The 15,331-nt window shown below is 65.2% G+C and carries 15 protein-coding genes, 1 tRNA gene and 1 pseudogene; 4 read left to right on the forward strand and 13 right to left on the reverse strand.

All coding sequences use genetic code 11. The features are described from left to right. Positions 1 to 2 precede the first annotated feature (2 nt). Both GEV06_12555 and GEV06_12560 read left to right on the forward strand, forming a co-directional pair. Positions 3 to 416: a hypothetical protein gene (locus GEV06_12555; GenBank protein ID MPZ18729.1), complete on the forward strand. Its 414-nt coding sequence runs from the start codon at positions 3 to 5 to the stop codon at positions 414 to 416. Positions 417 to 710: 294 nt separating this feature from the next. After that, the gene (locus GEV06_12560; GenBank protein MPZ18730.1) at positions 711 to 1,040 is read left to right on the forward strand and encodes a transcriptional regulator; all 330 of its coding nucleotides are present in this window, start codon (positions 711 to 713) and stop codon (positions 1,038 to 1,040) included. 216 nt (positions 1,041 to 1,256) lie between these two features. On the opposite strand, the gene GEV06_12565 is transcribed toward GEV06_12560, so the two are convergent. The 4 genes from GEV06_12565 to GEV06_12580 all read right to left on the reverse strand — a co-directional run bounded on the left by GEV06_12565 (position 1,257) and on the right by GEV06_12580 (position 2,834). After that, on the reverse strand, positions 1,257 to 1,628 hold the full coding sequence (locus GEV06_12565; protein MPZ18731.1) for an aspartyl protease: 372 nt from the start codon (positions 1,626 to 1,628) through the stop codon (positions 1,257 to 1,259). Between the two features lie 312 nt (positions 1,629 to 1,940). After that, positions 1,941 to 2,264 (reverse strand): hypothetical protein, encoded by a 324-nt coding sequence (locus GEV06_12570; protein ID MPZ18732.1) that lies wholly within the window; start codon positions 2,262 to 2,264, stop codon positions 1,941 to 1,943. Positions 2,265 to 2,383: 119 nt separating this feature from the next. Further along, a tRNA-Leu gene (locus GEV06_12575) sits at positions 2,384 to 2,469 on the reverse strand. Positions 2,470 to 2,564: 95 nt separating this feature from the next. Continuing rightward, entirely contained in the window at positions 2,565 to 2,834 is a 270-nt protein-coding gene (locus GEV06_12580) for a hypothetical protein (GenBank protein MPZ18733.1), read from the reverse strand. A 119-nt stretch (positions 2,835 to 2,953) separates the two neighbouring features. On the opposite strand from GEV06_12580, the gene GEV06_12585 reads away from it, so the two are divergent. Then, positions 2,954 to 3,325 carry a PadR family transcriptional regulator gene (locus GEV06_12585; protein MPZ18734.1) on the forward strand — a complete coding sequence of 124 codons (372 nt, stop codon included), beginning with the start codon at positions 2,954 to 2,956 and terminating at the stop codon, positions 3,323 to 3,325. Next, positions 3,322 to 5,991: an FtsX-like permease family protein gene (locus GEV06_12590; protein MPZ18735.1), complete on the forward strand. Its 2,670-nt coding sequence runs from the start codon at positions 3,322 to 3,324 to the stop codon at positions 5,989 to 5,991. Before GEV06_12585 ends, GEV06_12590 begins: the two co-directional genes overlap by 4 nt. Positions 5,992 to 6,046: 55 nt before the next feature. Here GEV06_12590 and GEV06_12595 read toward each other — a convergent pair whose 3' ends face one another. The 9 genes and pseudogenes from GEV06_12595 to GEV06_12635 form a co-directional block, all read right to left on the reverse strand. Further along, the gene (locus tag GEV06_12595) at positions 6,047 to 6,400 is read right to left on the reverse strand and encodes a hypothetical protein (GenBank protein ID MPZ18736.1); all 354 of its coding nucleotides are present in this window, start codon (positions 6,398 to 6,400) and stop codon (positions 6,047 to 6,049) included. 96 nt (positions 6,401 to 6,496) lie between these two features. Beyond that, on the reverse strand, positions 6,497 to 6,685 hold the full coding sequence (locus tag GEV06_12600; protein ID MPZ18737.1) for a hypothetical protein: 189 nt from the start codon (positions 6,683 to 6,685) through the stop codon (positions 6,497 to 6,499). 31 nt (positions 6,686 to 6,716) lie between these two features. Beyond that, a pseudogene (locus GEV06_12605) lies at positions 6,717 to 6,794 on the reverse strand (GlyGly-CTERM sorting domain-containing protein). A gap of 83 nt (positions 6,795 to 6,877) precedes the next feature. Then, entirely contained in the window at positions 6,878 to 7,324 is a 447-nt protein-coding gene (locus GEV06_12610; protein ID MPZ18738.1) for a DUF3347 domain-containing protein, read from the reverse strand. A gap of 56 nt (positions 7,325 to 7,380) precedes the next feature. Next, positions 7,381 to 7,788: a TRASH domain-containing protein gene (locus GEV06_12615; protein MPZ18739.1), complete on the reverse strand. Its 408-nt coding sequence runs from the start codon at positions 7,786 to 7,788 to the stop codon at positions 7,381 to 7,383. A 152-nt stretch (positions 7,789 to 7,940) separates the two neighbouring features. After that, positions 7,941 to 11,138, reverse strand: a complete 3,198-nt coding sequence (locus GEV06_12620; protein ID MPZ18740.1) for a CusA/CzcA family heavy metal efflux RND transporter — start codon at positions 11,136 to 11,138, stop codon at positions 7,941 to 7,943. Continuing rightward, complete coding sequence (locus GEV06_12625; GenBank protein ID MPZ18741.1) at positions 11,135 to 13,255, reverse strand: efflux RND transporter periplasmic adaptor subunit; 2,121 nt, start codon at positions 13,253 to 13,255, stop codon at positions 11,135 to 11,137. The genes GEV06_12620 and GEV06_12625 overlap by 4 nt, the downstream gene beginning before the upstream one ends. Continuing rightward, entirely contained in the window at positions 13,252 to 14,646 is a 1,395-nt protein-coding gene (locus GEV06_12630) for a TolC family protein (GenBank protein MPZ18742.1), read from the reverse strand. Before GEV06_12630 ends, GEV06_12625 begins: the two co-directional genes overlap by 4 nt. Positions 14,647 to 14,814: 168 nt before the next feature. After that, complete coding sequence (locus GEV06_12635; protein MPZ18743.1) at positions 14,815 to 15,198, reverse strand: hypothetical protein; 384 nt, start codon at positions 15,196 to 15,198, stop codon at positions 14,815 to 14,817. Positions 15,199 to 15,331: the final 133 nt, after the last annotated feature.

Raw genomic sequence — 15,331 nt, forward strand, 5'->3', positions numbered from 1 at the left:
GTATGCGCAAGAAGGTAGCGATCGTCGCTTGCTTACTCCTGTCTGCGTGCAGCGACCGGACGTCGGACACCCCGCCACCACAGGCAGAGGTCGCTTTTGAACAGGAGCAACCGCCGTTCGTGGGAAAGGTCTGGATGTCGACGGACGCGGCAGCGGCGCCGGGAGCGCTTCGCATCTTTCTTCCCAACGGTACTCTCCTGATGGATTCGTGCTGGGAGACCTATCGCCTCGCCGAGTGGCGGTCAGTCGATGAGCGCCGAATCGAATGGCAGGAAGATACGGCGGCGATCCAAGCCGAGGTCGCTGAGATCACCGACAAACGGTTGGTATTGCGACTGCAGCTGGTCGGAGAAACCAAGGAGGAAACCTATAGCGCGGCACGGGTCCCGTTTGTCTGTCCAGACATGCCGCGATGACCGAGGCCTCCCGACGAGATGGCTCACGACCAACGGCATCGAGGGTTACCTGGAAATCGCTGGCGGGTACGATTGCCAGAATGTGGGATCAGCCGCGATCCATGCAAGGGGCTGGCGGTTCGGGGAAACCGTTCGCTGTGAGCGCTCAACAAAGGCTTGGTCAATGGTAACGCATATGGCACCATCGGTGATCCTCGTCGGTGGTGGCACGAAGAAGCAGCAGGCCCGGGATATTGCAGCAGCGCAGAAGCGATAGCAAGACTACAAACGGCGTAAGACCAGGGAGCGATGACGATGCCTCTCACACGAGCCTTTAAAGACACCGTCCAAGCACGGATGCAACGGGATCCAGCCTACCGGCGCGAGCTGCTCCGCGAAGGTATTGAGTGCCTCGTCACGGGGGATCTCGAGACCGGGAAGACGATCCTACGCGACTACATCAACGCCACGGTTGGCTTCGAGGACCTGAGTGCGACGCTGCACAAGTCGCCGAAGAGCCTGATGCGGATGCTGGGCCCGCAGGGAAATCCTCGAGCACGGAATCTGTTTGACGTAATCGTCTGTTTGCAACGCGTCGAACGCGTGCACCTCGGCATCACCACGCGTCCGCGCTCGGCAGCGTGAGCGGCACTGACGCCGACTTGCAACCCAGTGCGACCGTCCCGCCACAACGCTCCTTGAGCGTCTCGGCAGCCGGCTCGAGACGCTGATCCGCATCGCCGAGCATCGGATCCGAAGCGGCAGCCCTGGCCCGGGTGCACGCGTCGCTTGTCATTGGAGTCTGGCTTGTCTCCCGCTCGTGCACGACCGATCAACGCAAGGCGCACGAGACGTCCACCATCAGGGGTGGCGGGTCCCCACAGATCCGGCGACCACCATGGGTAACGGGAGCAAGTCGCGGCGGACGGCATCGAGCACGAATCCCAGCGACTCGAGCGTGACAGCTCCGAGAAGCGTTGCGTCGTCGGACTCAGCGAAGATGACCGGCGCTGCGCCGCGCTGTCCCTTGTAGAAGAACAGCGCGTCCCCGCGATCCCGCTCGATACCTGAACCGTCGGCGAGCCGAAAGCGCTGTCGACCGTGAGCGACGATGCCGAGTCGATCGAGCACCGCGCGCGGCACGAACGAATACACAGCCCCTGAATCGACCAGAAACTCGACGGATTCACGTGTCGCTGGATCGGCAGGGTTGGCCACGTCAAGGGCTAGCACGGTGAGACCCATAGTCCTCGATCAGCATAGCAGTCTGGGGATTATGTCGACGAAAAATCCTTGACGCTGGACCGGCTGGCGACTCGTGATGGCACATCGGCTCTGCGTCCTCGGGTTGCCGGCCGCGTTCCGCTCCCTACGGTCCTGATAGCCGGCACCACTCATCTGACGAGCCTGCATGGATCCATGAGCCTGGCGGCTGATTCTCTTCATGCTTCACTTATCGGCGTAAGTGATTGATTCTAAAGTGCCTGGAGTGGCGCTGATGGTCGATCGCGTCCTCGCCCAGGATGGCGACGACGGGATACGTTTTCACGCTGCCGCCGAGCCGACCGAGGAGGAGATGTGTACGCGCTCGTGGCGCCGGCCTCGCGGTCCGCTACTACCTGGATCGGCATCCGCTGGAGGCCTGGCAGGAGTACGTCCGCCAGGAGATCGAGTGGAGCCGGCAGCATGCCGGCCGGTGATCTGCCGCTCGCCGCGATCGCGGACGCTGGTCCCCTCATCCATCTCGACGAGCTCGACGTTCTCGACATTCTTGCGGGATTCACCGCCGTCTTGGTGCCCTCGATCGTAGCGGCCGAGACTTCGCGTCGCCGCCACGGATGGCGCGAGCGTGCGCCGGCGTGCCTCCACGCTGAGGACCCCGATCCCGCGGCTGTTCAGCGGCTGCTCGCCCGGTCATCCGGTGCCAAGCTCGATCCAGGCGAAGTCGCTGCCCTCGCACTCTGGGAGGATCATCCCTTATTATTCAGTGCCGGGAGTGGGTCTCGAACCCACACGGGCCGTGAAGCCCAAGGGATTTTAAGTCCCCAGCGTCTGCCAATTCCGCCATCCCGGCCCTTCGCAGCGATCTCGGCCCCGCACAGGGTATTCTACGGTGGGAAACCCAGCCACGAGGCACGCGCCCCAGATCGGACTCTCCCTGTCCCCTGCTCACTGACCGGGCGCGGCTTGCGGCCGTTCCAACGCTTTGAGCGCCTCGCTCAGCGCCTCGGCCTCCCGCTTCACCTCGTCGAGCTCGGCGGCGATCTCGTGCTCTTGCTGCTGAAGCGCCGCCTCCGGGCCAATGGTTGGACGGGGTGAGGTCTGCTGAGCGGCAACCGGAAAGCTCCACGCGACGCTCAAGAGTAGCGCCAGCAGTAGTGTCGCGCGCGCCGGCGGGACGACGTACACGACCGAGGCAATGGCTGGTGCGACCGTCATCGTTCCTCCTCGCCAGGGCTCATCTTAGCGCGGGGCGGCGAGTCGCTGCCACTCGTGAGCACCCCCTCTAGACATTTGCTCTTGCTCGGTATTATATCAATCAGTATAATTTCGCTTACATGCGCAGACGTCACGATGGGCAGCAGTCGCACGTGCGGTTGAAGACCCGCCACTATTACATCCTGCTGTCGCTCGCCGAGGGCGATCGTCATGGTTTGGCCATCGCTCGCGAGGTTCGAGCGCTGAGCGATGATCGCGTCCGGCTGTGGCCGGCGACCCTCTACGGCTCGCTCGAGGAGCTGCGGGCGCGCGGCTGGATCGAGGAGCTGGACAATCCGAGACACCGCCCGGCAGACGAGAGCGAGCGGAAGCGCATCTATCGCATCACAAAGCGCGGGCGCGCGCTGCTGGCAGCGGAGACGGAGCTGCTCGAGGGCTTGGTGCGCATGGCGCGCTCGCGTCTGAAGCCACGGCCAGGAGCCGCGTCATGAGTGCACGTACCAACGTCGACCGTGCACGCCGCGCTTATCGGCGGCTCCTGCGATTGACGCCTCGTCTCCTCCGGCAGAGGCACAGCCCCGAGATGGAGGAGCTCTTCGCCGAGATGCTGGTCGAAGCGCGTGGGCGGGGGGGACGCTCCGCAGCGCTCGCGGTGTGGCTATGCGCCGTCGTGGACGTCTTGCGCACGCGGACGCCCGGACCCTCCCGGGCCCACTCAACGCTCGTCCAACCTCGGATGAGCGGACGAGGGATGATGCTGAGCACGAACCTCCGCTACGCACTGCGATCGTTCACGCGTCAGAAGCTGTCGACGTCCCTGGTCATCGCCATGCTGTCGCTGGGCATCGGCGCCAACGTGGTCGTCTTCAGCCTGATCAACGGTTTGTTCCTCCGACCGTTCCCCTTCTCGGAGCCGGACAGACTCGTGTACGTGAACTCGAAGGCCCCGCGCTGGAACCTCGACGAGCACGTTGGAATCAACTACCCGGACTTTCACCAGTGGCGGCAGTCGGTCAAGCTCTTCGAAGGCATCGCGTTATCAAAGGGCGACAGCTTCAACATGGCAACCGGGACTCGTGCCGAGCGAATTACCGGAAGCCGCGTCACATGGGACTTCGCGGACGTGCTGCGGGTCCGACCAGTCATTGGCCGCCTCTTCACCCCTGACGAAGATCGCCCAAACGGCCCAGCCGTTGTGTTGATTGGCTACGCCTTATGGCAGGAGCGCTTCGACGGCGCCCCCGGCGTTCTGGGCAAACGGCTCCGCCTCGACAGCGTCCCACACACGATTGTCGGTGTGCTTCCACCCGAGGGCGAGTGGCAAGAATCGCGGCTCTGGGTCCCACTTCAGGGCGACCCCAATCAGCAGGGACAGAGCTACTCCGGCGGCGGCATCGGGCGCCTCTCGCCTGGCGCCAGCATGGAAGCTGCCCAGCGGGATTTGCTCCGCGCGCACGAGCCTATCTGGGAGACCCGCGACCGCGAACGAATCGTATCGCCGTACATCAAGCCGCTGCGTGAAGAGCTCTCCGGGAGCTTCCGCACGATGGCCTCGACGCTCGGCGTGGCGGTAGCGTTGCTGCTGCTTGTCGCCTGCGCGAACGTCGCGAGCGTCATGCTGGCTCGCGCGCTCGCGAGACGCCGGGAAATGGGTCTCCGCCTGGCTGTCGGTGCCGGCCGCGCCCGGCTGCTCCAGCAGCTCTTCGTCGAGAATCTGGTGCTCGCCATCGTGGGTGGCGCGCTCGGCCTGGCCCTCGGCTTCTGGGCACTTCGTGGGCTGCTTGCCGCGGCGGGCGACCAAGTGCCGCGCTGGACGACCTTCGAGCTCGATTGGCGCATCGTCCTCTTCGCGGTTGCCCTTAGTGGCCTGACGACGCTGCTGTTCGGGTGTGCGCCTGCCCTGCATGCCATCCGTGGCAACTTGTGGGCCGCTATGCGTGATGCCGGCGGAGGCTCGACGACTGCGCCCGGTGGCCGTCGCACACTCTCGTGGCTCGTCGGTGCCGAGTTCGCCCTGGCCTCCGTGTTGATCATCTGCGGCGGGCTGCTCCTCCGCGCGTACGCACAGGTCCGGAATGTCGACCCGGGGTTTCGGACGGAACGGATCCTCACGTTTGGGCTCGATCTGCCCGAGGCCTCGTATCCCGATGATGCCAAGCGTCTTGCGTTCTGGGAGCGTCTCAGCAGTCGTCTGGAACGTCTGCCCGGAGTTCAGATGGCAGGTCTCGTCACCTGCGCGCCGCTGGGCTGTCACTGGGGCGTCCTACTGGACGCAGAGGGCCAGCCGCCACGCCGGCCGGGCGAGCAGAACCCGGTCGTGCTGATCCGACTCGCCAGCGCCAGCTATTTCCAGGCGATGGGCATCCGGCTCAAATCAGGACGGTTCTTCGACGAGCGCGACGCACGCGACGGGAGGCCGCGCGGGGTGGTCGTGAACGAAACGCTCGCAAAGACATTCTTTCCCAACGTCTCCGATCCCGTGGGACGCCGATTGCGAAGCGGAGACGAGGAAGATCCGTGGCTCACCGTGGTCGGCGTCGCACATGACGTCAAGCACTACGGTCTCGAGGAACCGATGCGCCCCGGTCTCTACGCTCCCCTGCCGATGAACCCAGCCACCAATCTCACGGTTGTGCTTCGAACGGCGGGTAACCCCACGTCGATCGCCGAGAGTGCGCGCAGGGCCGTGAGAGAGCTGGACACCGATCTCGCGCCCTTTCAGGTACGAACGATGGAGGAAGCGCTCAACCAATCGCTGGTTGAACGACAGTCGTACTCGGTTCTCTTGGTTGCCTTCGCGACGTTAGCACTCCTGCTCGCCCTCGGCGGGATCTACGGCGTCGCGTCGTACTTCGTCACGCAGCGCACGCGTGAGATCGGCATTCGGCTGGCACTTGGCGCACGCGCGCGCGACATCACTCGGACGCTTCTCGGCAGCAGCCTGGGGCCGGTCGTCGTGGGAACGGTTCTGGGCGTTGCCGCGGCAATCGGTTGTGCCCGGCTGCTCGCAGATCTGCTGTTCGGCGTCTCCCCCCACGATGCTGCGATCATGGCAGCGGGCGTTGCGCTGTTGATTCCAACTGCGCTCGCGGCGAACTGGCTCCCGGCGCGCCGCGCCGCCCGCATCGATCCGAAGGAGTTGCTCCGAATCGAGTAGAGGCACACGCCGTCAGGTTGCGCATCTTGGGTGAGGGAGCCATAGCGCGTGCGAATCAGTGCACGGTGGGAGATGGCTGATCGCGCGACATCGCACGGGTGAGCAGACGCTCGAGCTCGGCCTGTGCGATCTCGAACGGCCCGGCTACGACAGCTGCACTGTGCGTCTCGATCGCGATCAGCATGCCACCATCGTGCGGCGTCACGACCCAGTTGAAACCGCGCAGCGTAATCGGCGGCTCCTCGACGCGATCTGGATTCTGCGCGCGGTCGATGGCCAGCAGCATCGTGCGGACCATCGCGGCCGCATCCGCCTCGGTCCACGCTTCCGGTTGGGTACCGGCGAGCGTCGCGGTTTCAGCCAACGCGGTCGTCTCGCCGCGCAGAAGCACTTCAATGGTGTATGTCATAGTCTCAATTGGTGTCCCACATGAGCCGAGGGACGCCCGTCGGTTCGGCGGGCGTCCCTCGGCGAAGGGTCCACCTCGAATCGATCGAAACTCAGGTTATCGCTCGACCGGCGCGCAGTCGATCGGGCAGGTTTGGGCGTTCTCGCACGAGGGCGCGCAGAAGCCGTCGCCGCAGCGCTGGCAGAACGCCGTGGATCCGGTCTGCATCGCAGACGAGAGCGCCAGAAACGCGCCAAGAACCCCCGCGATCGTGATTGAACCCACGGTCCAGGTTCGCGTCGTCATCGTCATCCTCCTTGGCCGTTGCACTCCGCTGTTAAGCATAGCGCACTCCTCGACGACGGCCCCACAACGCAATCGCGACCAGCAAGATCGCGAGAGATACGGCACCGGATTCTAGCTAGTGTCCTGTCCGGCAATCTCAATCATGGACGACCCCTGTGCGCAGCAACGGACGTCGCGGCTGTATTCGGCCGGCTACTTCGCTGCCTTCATCGGTGTCCCGCACGTGGCCATGGACTTCCCGTAATACGGGTTCTCCACCTTCTCGCCCTGCTGCACCCACGGCTTCTTCTTCATCTCACACATGAAGCCTTTCACTCCTGGAAGATCGGCCTCCATGAACTTTGGGACAAGCGCCTCCGAGAGGGTGCCGAACTGGAGGCGCGCTGCCTCGATATCCTTTGCGCTCGCGAGCTGCTCGCCCGCCTTTCGAGCCGCAGGACCGGCGAGCTCCTCTGCCAAGGGCGTCAAGGCCTTCGCGTGAGTATCGACTTCTTTCAGCGTGTCGCCGGCCAGGGCGGTCCGCACCGCCTCGTAGTGCTCGAATGCCTGCGCGGCCGTAGTGCCCTCTTGCGCGGCCGGCAACGACATCGCCGAGAGCACGAACGCCGCCACAATGGTCGTGAATCGAAAACTCGTCATCTTTTCCTCCTTGTGCTCATGAAATCAGCTATCGGCCAGTCACGTCACGTCCAGCCTCATTCACCACCGTCGTGTCGCTCGCCCTTTCTATAGCGTTCAAGGGTCTCCTCGCTGCTGAAGTAGAGGACGGATTGGTCGGGGCGGGCGGCAACAACCGCGCCCGCCTTGTCCACCCAGTCGCCGGTGACCGGGTCGACGGCAAGGCGAACGGCTTGGTCCGTCTTGAGGCGTTCTTCGCACATCTGGCAACAGCCGTAGTACGTCGTGTTGTTTACCTTCACCGGGATCTGATCGCGCTCGAAGGCGGTATCGTTGACCATGCAGACCCGCTCGAGCTCCACGCGCTCGAGCGCGGCCTGATCGCCTGCCTCTTTCGGCTCAGCCGCTCGGCTACAAGCCGAGAAGAGAGCCACGGTCGCAAGGACGCCGAGGACCGTGGCCGTTTTGCGTGCGTGGTGTGTCATGTCATCGGCTCCTTGTCATGCTCCGTCGTTGAGTAAGAGGACGCCTCGGCGAGGCATCCCTACCGCCACCATGGTAGGGCGCGTTCGCCGAACGCGCCAGACCGGACAAGTCTCCCGTCATAGATCCCTTCCCTGCCGAATGTTGATCTCCTTCACGAGGTCGCCTCCTCTCCTGACTCGGCCCCCTGCAGGCGTCGCCTCTTCCAGATGGCGTAGATGGCCGGATAGACGGTGAGCTGCAGCACGAACGAGCTGACGATGCCGCCAACCATCGGCGCGGCGATGCGCTTCATCACATCGGCGCCGGTGCCAGTGGACCACATGAGCGGCATGAGCCCCAAGAGCAGGACCATCACGGTCATGAACTTCGGCCGGATGCGCTGCGCGGCGCCCTCGACGATCGCGTCGGTCAGATCCGCGAACGAGCGTAGGCGTCCCTCTCGCTCGCGGCGCTCCCGTGCCAGGTTCAAATAGAGGAGCATCACGACGCCGGTCTCGGCGTCGATGCCCGCCAGGGCGATCAGGCCCACCCAGACCGCGACGCTCAGGTTGTAATCCAGCGCCCAGAGCAGCCACACCGCACCGATGAGCGAGAAGGGGATCGCGAGCAGGATGATCCCGACCTCGGTCAGCGACTTGGTGCTGAAGTACAGCAAGAACACGATAATGAGGAGCGTTACCGGCAGCACCACCGTGAGCTTTGCCTTGGCCCGCTCGAAGTACGTGAACTGGCCGGCCCATTCGATGCGCACGCCCGCCGGCAGATCGACCTGCTCGGCCACGACCTGTCGCGCGCGCTCCACGTACGCCGCGATCGCCTGGTCGCCCGGATCCACGAACACATAGCTGACCAACCTGGCATCCTCGGAGCGAATCATCGGAGGACCGGTCGCGAACGACATGCTCGCCAACTGGCCCAGCGGCACCTGTGCGCCCGTGAGCGTCGGCACCAGGACCCTGCGCAGGCTGGCGGGAGACTCCCGGAAGTCGCGGGCGTAACGCACCGCCACGGGGTAGCGTTCGCGCCCCTCCACGGTCTCGCTGATCTGCATCCCGCCGATCGCGGTCATCACGACATCGTTCACGTCGCCGACGGTGAGCCCGTAGCGCGCCGCGGCACGGCGGTCTGGCTGGATGTCCAAGTAGAAGCCACCGGTGGCGCGGTCGGCAAACGCCGAGCGCGTGCCCGGAATCTGCGCCATCACCTGCTCGATGGCGGTCGAGGCGCGCTCGATCTCCGTCAGATCGTCGCCGAAGACTTTGATGCCGAGTGGCGCCCGGATACCGGTCGAGAGCATTTCGGTGCGCGTCTGGATCGGCATCCACCAGATGTTCGGCATCCCGGGATAGCGGAGCTTCTCGTCCATCTCGGCAATCAGCGCGTCCCAGGTCAACCCTGGCCGCCACTCCTCCCGCGGCTTGAGCACGACCACCGTCTCGACCATGCCGATCGGTGCGGGATCCGTGGCCGTGCGCGCCCGCCCCATCTTGCCGAACACGCTCACCACTTCCGGAAACGTCGCCAATTGGCGGTCCATCGACTGCAGCACCTGCATCGCCTCGCCGGACGACATGCCGGGCGGCGCGGTCGGCATATAAAGGATCGCCCCCTCGTTGAGCGGCGGCATGAACTCGCTCTCGAGCTTCGAGAACGGCACCACCGAGACCGCCAACAGGACGACGCTGATGGCGATCGCCGGCCATGGCCAGCGCACCACGGGCCGCACGACCGGGCCGTAGAGGCGGGTCAGCCACCGGCTCAAAGGGTTGTGCTCCTCGCCGCGAATCTTGCCGCGAATCACCAAGGCGGACAGCGCCGGGATGAGCGTCACCGAGAGGATCGCGGCAAAGGCCATCGAGTACGTCTTGGTGAAGGCGAGCGGCTTGAAGAGCCGGCCCTCCACCCCTTCCAGCGTGAAGACCGGCAGGAAGGAGACTGTGATCACCAGCAGCGAGAAAAAGATCGCCGGTCCCGTTTCCTGCATCGCATGAATGATCGTCGCGAGGTGAGACGGATTCGCTCCCTCCGGCTCCGACTTGGCCGCCTCGGCTCGCTCCTCGAGGCGTTTGTGGACGTTCTCGATGATGATGATCGCCGCGTCCACCATCGCGCCAATCGCCACGGCGATGCCGCCCAACGACATGATGTTGGCCGTCAGGCCCTGGTAGAACATCGGGATGAACGACATCAGCACCGCCAGGGGCAGCGTGACGATGATGACCAGGGCGCTTCGCGCATGCAGCAGGAAGAGGAAGATCACGATCGACACCACGACCATCTCTTCGATCAGCGTGTGGGTCAGCGTCTCGATCGAGGCTTCGATCAGGGGCGCCCGATCATAGGCGGTGACGACCTCGACGCCTTCGGGCAGCGTCCGCTCCACTTCTTCCAAGCGTTCTCGGACCCGCTCAATGACTTGCAGCGCGTTCTCGCCATAGCGCATCACCACGATCCCGCCGACCGATTCGCCGCGCCCTCCCAGCTCGGCGAAGCCGCGTCGCGGGGCCGGCCCCAACCGCACCGTGGCCAGATCACCCACGGTGACCGGCGTCCCGCCCGGCCCCAGCCCCACAGGCACGGCCTCCAGGTCCGCCGTCGACGTGACATAGCCGCGGCCGCGCACCATGAACTCGTGCTCGGAGACCTCCAAGGTCTGGCCACCCACCTCCCGGTTCGAGTCACGAACGGCTTGCACCACCTTCGACAACGGAATGCGGTAACCCAACAGGGCGTTGGGGTCGATCAGGATGTCGTACTCCTTCACGAAGCCACCAACCGAGGCCACCTCGGCGACGCCCGGGACGCCCTCGAGGGCATAGCGCACATTCCAATCCTGCAGGCTGCGCAGCTCCTGCAGGTCGTGACGTCCGCTCTCATCCACCAGCGCGTACTCGAACACCCACCCAACGCCCGTGGCGTCCGGTCCCAGCGTGGGCGTGACATCTTCCGGGAGCTGGGCGGTCACCTCGTTCAGGTATTCGAGCACCCGCGAGCGCGCCCAGTACATGTCGGTGCCATCCTCGAAGATGGCGTAGACGAAGGAGAGCCCGAACATCGACTGGCCGCGCACGAACTGCACTCTGGGCGCCGCCAGCAGCGCCGTCGAGATCGGGTACGTGATCTGGTCTTCGACGATGTCGGGGCTCTGCCCCTGCCATTCGGTGAAGACGATCACCTGCACGTCGGAGAGATCAGGAATGGCGTCCAGCGGCGAGCGCACCATCCCGTACCAGCCCCACACCGCCAGCGCAGCGACGAAGACAAAGGTGAGCCACGGGTTGATGGCGGACGTGGAGATGAGCCGCGCGATGAGGCCCTCTCCACGAGTAGTACGAGCGTCGACGTTCATTGCCACTGCTCCATGGCCATCTTGAGCCGCGCCTCGGCCGCCACCAAGAAGTTGCCTGAGGTCACGACCACGTCCCCAGGATTGAGGCCAGAGAGGACCTCGATGCGGTCATCGGCGACCAGACCGGTCTTCACCTGCTTGGGCCGTAGCTGGCCGTCACCGAGATCGAGGAACACGAAGGAGCGTTCGCCCGCGTAGAGGATCGCCTGCTCCGGCACGGTGAGCCGATCGCCCAGGTCGCGCTCGATCGTCACGTTGGCATACATATCGGGCTTCAACACCAGCTTCGGATTGGGCAGCGCGACGCGGATCTTGCCTGTGCGGGTTTCCCCTTGCAGGAAGGGATAGATAAACGACACCTTCGCCGCAAACGCCTGTCCTGGCGCGTAGGGCAGCGTTACGATCGCCCGCTGCCCGACCTCCACCAGTGGCAGCTCGGACTCGTAGACCTCCGCCTCGACCCAGATTCGATCGATGTCGGCAATCCGAAACAGTCGTTCGGCTGGCCGGACCGCGGCCCCGGCCACGACGTTCTTCTCCACCACGTAGCCGGAGGCCGGCGACGGGATGGGTAGGTACTCGAGCAGCTCGCCCGTCTCTGCGATCCGATCGATCTGAGATTCCGAGAGGTTCCACAGATGGAGCCGTTTGCGCGCCGCGTTCACGAGATAGTCCACCCGGCGCGTCGAGCCCGCCTCGGCCGCGGCTTGCTGGCTCCTCACGGCGGTGAGCAGCTCCTCTTGCGTCGCGTAGAGCTCGGGGCTGTAGAGCGTGAAGAGCGTCTGCCCCTTGCGCACGTACTGGCCCGGCTCGTCAACCTCGAGCTCGCCGATCCAGCCAGGAATCTTCAACGTCACGTCGGTCAGGCGGGTCTCGTCATAGACCACCATGCCCACCGCGCGAATCTGGCTCGAGAGCGACTGACGAGCGACGCGCTCAGTCCTCACGCCGATCTCCTGACGCCGCGCGGGGTCGATGCGGATCGTCGCCGTGGCCGCTTCGTGCTCGGTCACCGGAACCAGGTCCATCGAGCAGATTGGGCAGGTGCCCGGCCTCTCAGATTTCACTGACGGATGCATCGAGCACGTGTAATAGGCGACGTCATCTCCCCCCTTCGCGCCGTGTGCCGCCTGCCCATGAGCCTGCGCCTCCGCTAGGCTTGTCGGTGCAGCAACCGTCCAATCGCTCGGCTCACCACAGTCGGGCATCTTCTGGCCCATGTAGGGGTTCTCCTTCTCCCCTTCGCGCTGGATCCACTTCGGAAACGTCTTGGTCATCGTGCAGGTCCAGACCGTGAGCCCCTTGGTAAGGCGCTCGTCGGCGCTCGCCACGAGGAGCAGCGCGCGCGAGAGCTCGCCGAACGCTGAGCGGGCACCTTCGATGTTCGAGGCGTTCGCCAGCGAGCGCGCCGTGCGTTCCGCTTCGGTCACCACGGCCGCCGCGGCCGTCCGGTCCGTCAGTCCCGATGCGGCGGCCGCGAGCGCCTGTGCCGCGCGCGTGGCAGGCGGCTGAACCCCCTCGAGCTTGTCAGCCGCCAGCGCGGCGCGAGCCTCCTGATACGCGGTGAAGGCCGTGCTCAGGGACTCATAGACCGGTGCCGGGTAGGGCTCCTTCGGGAGCGTCCGGGACTGCTGGGTGGATGCGGCGGGCGCGCCTGAGCTGTCCTCCACCTTCAACCCTTTGCCGCCGACCCTCAGACCGTAGGCGGCCATGCCGCGACCGGCTGTGCCCGCCACGGCGACGTCGATGCGCCAATTCCCCTCCATCGGCAGGTCGAGCGCGGCGAGATAGACCCCGTCGTCTCGTTCCTCGACGTCCAAGTTGCCCTTCATCGCGGCCATCGCCCCCATGGCCGGCATGAAATAGCCGACAGAGACGTCGGCACCGGTGACTGGTTCGGCCTTGGAGTCCCGCACTTGCAAGTGAAGTGTTCCGCCGCTCTCCTTGGGTGGATCAGGATTGAGATGTGTGGTCAGCGCATAGGGGCCTGCGTGAACCTCGACCGGCTCGCCTGGCGTGCCGGAGCAAGCAGCCGCGATCGCTGCCACCAGGAGTAACGCGCCGCGTGCGGTCCAGCGGCCGCTTGGCCGAAACCGAAGGAGTCGTGTTGTCGTCATGGCAGCCTCCCGGGGCCGGATGCGCCCGCGGCGTCGTCATGTACGGGTTGCGAAGGTGATGGCGATGGCCAAGGATCGCCCGGCAACGCGCCAAGCGCCTGCTGCAGCTCCGCTAGGCGTCGATGGGCATCGGCTTGCGCGGCTGCGAGCCCCAGCTCGACGTCGCGTAGCTTGCGCTCGGCATCGATTACCGCCAAGAAGTCCACCTGGCCGGTCTCGAAGCCGCTGCGTGCCGCCTGCGTTTGGTCATGCGCTGCGGGCAACAGACGGTTTTCATAGAGGGCAATCACGTGGTGGCTCTCCTCGAGGCGGTCCACCGCGGCGCTGACGTCGGCCCCGATACGATCCTCGAGCGAGGCAACCCGCTCACGCTGCTCCCCTAGCGAAGCCTCAGCGCGCGCAACTCCAGCTCGGACGCGGTCGCGCCAGATCGGGAGCGAGAGGCCCAGGCCGACCATCCACCGGTGCGCTTCCTGCCCCCACATCGAGTTGTACGAGGCCATGGGTTGGAAGTCTGGCCGTCCCTTCAAGCGCGCCAGCTCCACGCCTGTTTCGTCAGCGGCCACGCGGGCGCGAGCGGCGACGATCTCTGGGTGCTGGGCGACGGCGAGCTTGATTAGCTCGCTCCTCGGAACGGCAGGGGCTTTGGGTATGGGTGCCGCCTGCTTCGGGGGCCGTGGCACGGACGCCTGCGGTGAGCGGTGTAACAGGCTGTTGAGTTGCGCAATGAGCGTCTGGCGATTGGTCCCGAGCACCACCAGTCGGTGCTCCACGTGCGCGGTCTCCACCTCCGCGGCCAGCGGTGCCTGTTGCGGTGCGAGCCCGGCGGCATAACGTGTGGTGGCCACCGCTTGGAACTCCCGCAGCAGCGCGAGGTGTTCGCGGTTGATGGCGGTCTCCCGGTCCACGTATTGGTAGTCGTCGTAGAGTTGTGAGGCGGTGAGCGCGAGCTCCCGGCGCAGCGCCTCCAGGTCGCCTTCGGTTGCTTCCGCGAGCGACCGCGCGTGCTCGCTGCGGCGGGAAAGCGTGCCCGGCCAGGGCAAGTGTTGTCCCGCTTGGATAACTTGCCCGTATCTCGTATCCGAAACGAACGGTGACGCGGGCGCGAAGCTGTAGCTCGTCGTCAGATTGGGAAGCCCGCGGGCCTCCACAATGCGGGCGCGGGCGGCCTCGACGGCGCGAGCCGCCGCGGCGAGGTCGCGGTTGCGGTCGAGCACGGCGGCGATCAGTGCTCGACGATCCAATATCGCTCCGCCGAGCTCGATCTGGATTGTGGCAAGGCGGTCTGGCGCCGCAGGCGGTGGCCCTTGGCCTTGCGCGGCCCCGGCGGTTACCAGGGTGGCGGTCAAGACCGACGCCGCCGCGCGGCTGATTGGCTTCCAATACTCCATCTACGCTCTCCAGTTTTGAGGCCCACAAGACGCCGCCATTCAATCCACCGCGCGCCATCGTGACGGGCGGCAGGCCGACACTCTCGGCAGCGCGTCGTACGGCGTCGACTTGGGCGAAGAGGGACGAATCCCCCTATCGCAGGTGCGAAAGAAAAGCGAAGAAGGCGTTTAGATCAGAAGCGAGCCGGTGAGGATGTAGGTAGGGGCGCTTTGCACGTGAAGCAACGGCTCCTCGTAGGCAAGCGCATTGGGCCATTGCAGCGCCGCAGTCATTTCGGCGAAGGCCGCCACAGGCAGAGCAACGAGGACCGGCGGTGTAACGAGCAACGCCGACTCGGTCAGGATCAGACGATCCTGAAGCGGCTGCGTCGTCTCGCAGCACTTCATTGCTTCCTCAGCAGACGAGCCATGGTGCTCGCTGGCGCAGCATGCCATTTGCGCGCGCAGGGACCAGCCCTTGCCGATACAGTTTTCCCATGCTGACAACGGTATGACCGCAACCAGGGCAACTGCGACGGCAGGAGCAACCCTTCGAAGTAACTGCCGGATCACGCGGTGATTCTCCCATCGGTATAGACGCGTGTCAAATGCGGGGGGTTCCAGGGGAAGGGAGGCAAGGATTCAAAAAAAGGGTCAAGGGGTCAAGGGGTCAAGGGGTCAAGGGGTCAAGGGGTCAAGGGGTCAA

This window comes from Luteitalea sp. (genome assembly GCA_009377605.1).
In the GTDB taxonomy this organism is placed as follows: Bacteria; Acidobacteriota; Vicinamibacteria; order Vicinamibacterales; family Vicinamibacteraceae; genus WHTT01.

Coding starts and splice junctions, on each gene's coding strand:
- GEV06_12590 (MPZ18735.1), top strand. CDS start 3,322: ATGAGTGCACGTACCAACGTCGACCGTGCACGCCGCGCTTATCGGCGG.
- GEV06_12585 (MPZ18734.1), top strand. CDS start 2,954: ATGCGCAGACGTCACGATGGGCAGCAGTCGCACGTGCGGTTGAAGACC.
- GEV06_12610 (MPZ18738.1), bottom strand. CDS start 7,324: ATGACGAGTTTTCGATTCACGACCATTGTGGCGGCGTTCGTGCTCTCG.
- GEV06_12560 (MPZ18730.1), top strand. CDS start 711: ATGCCTCTCACACGAGCCTTTAAAGACACCGTCCAAGCACGGATGCAA.
- GEV06_12555 (MPZ18729.1), top strand. CDS start 3: ATGCGCAAGAAGGTAGCGATCGTCGCTTGCTTACTCCTGTCTGCGTGC.
- GEV06_12580 (MPZ18733.1), bottom strand. CDS start 2,834: ATGACGGTCGCACCAGCCATTGCCTCGGTCGTGTACGTCGTCCCGCCG.
- GEV06_12630 (MPZ18742.1), bottom strand. CDS start 14,646: ATGGAGTATTGGAAGCCAATCAGCCGCGCGGCGGCGTCGGTCTTGACC.
- GEV06_12620 (MPZ18740.1), bottom strand. CDS start 11,138: ATGAACGTCGACGCTCGTACTACTCGTGGAGAGGGCCTCATCGCGCGG.
- GEV06_12600 (MPZ18737.1), bottom strand. CDS start 6,685: ATGACGACGCGAACCTGGACCGTGGGTTCAATCACGATCGCGGGGGTT.
- GEV06_12615 (MPZ18739.1), bottom strand. CDS start 7,788: ATGACACACCACGCACGCAAAACGGCCACGGTCCTCGGCGTCCTTGCG.
- GEV06_12595 (MPZ18736.1), bottom strand. CDS start 6,400: ATGACATACACCATTGAAGTGCTTCTGCGCGGCGAGACGACCGCGTTG.
- GEV06_12625 (MPZ18741.1), bottom strand. CDS start 13,255: ATGACGACAACACGACTCCTTCGGTTTCGGCCAAGCGGCCGCTGGACC.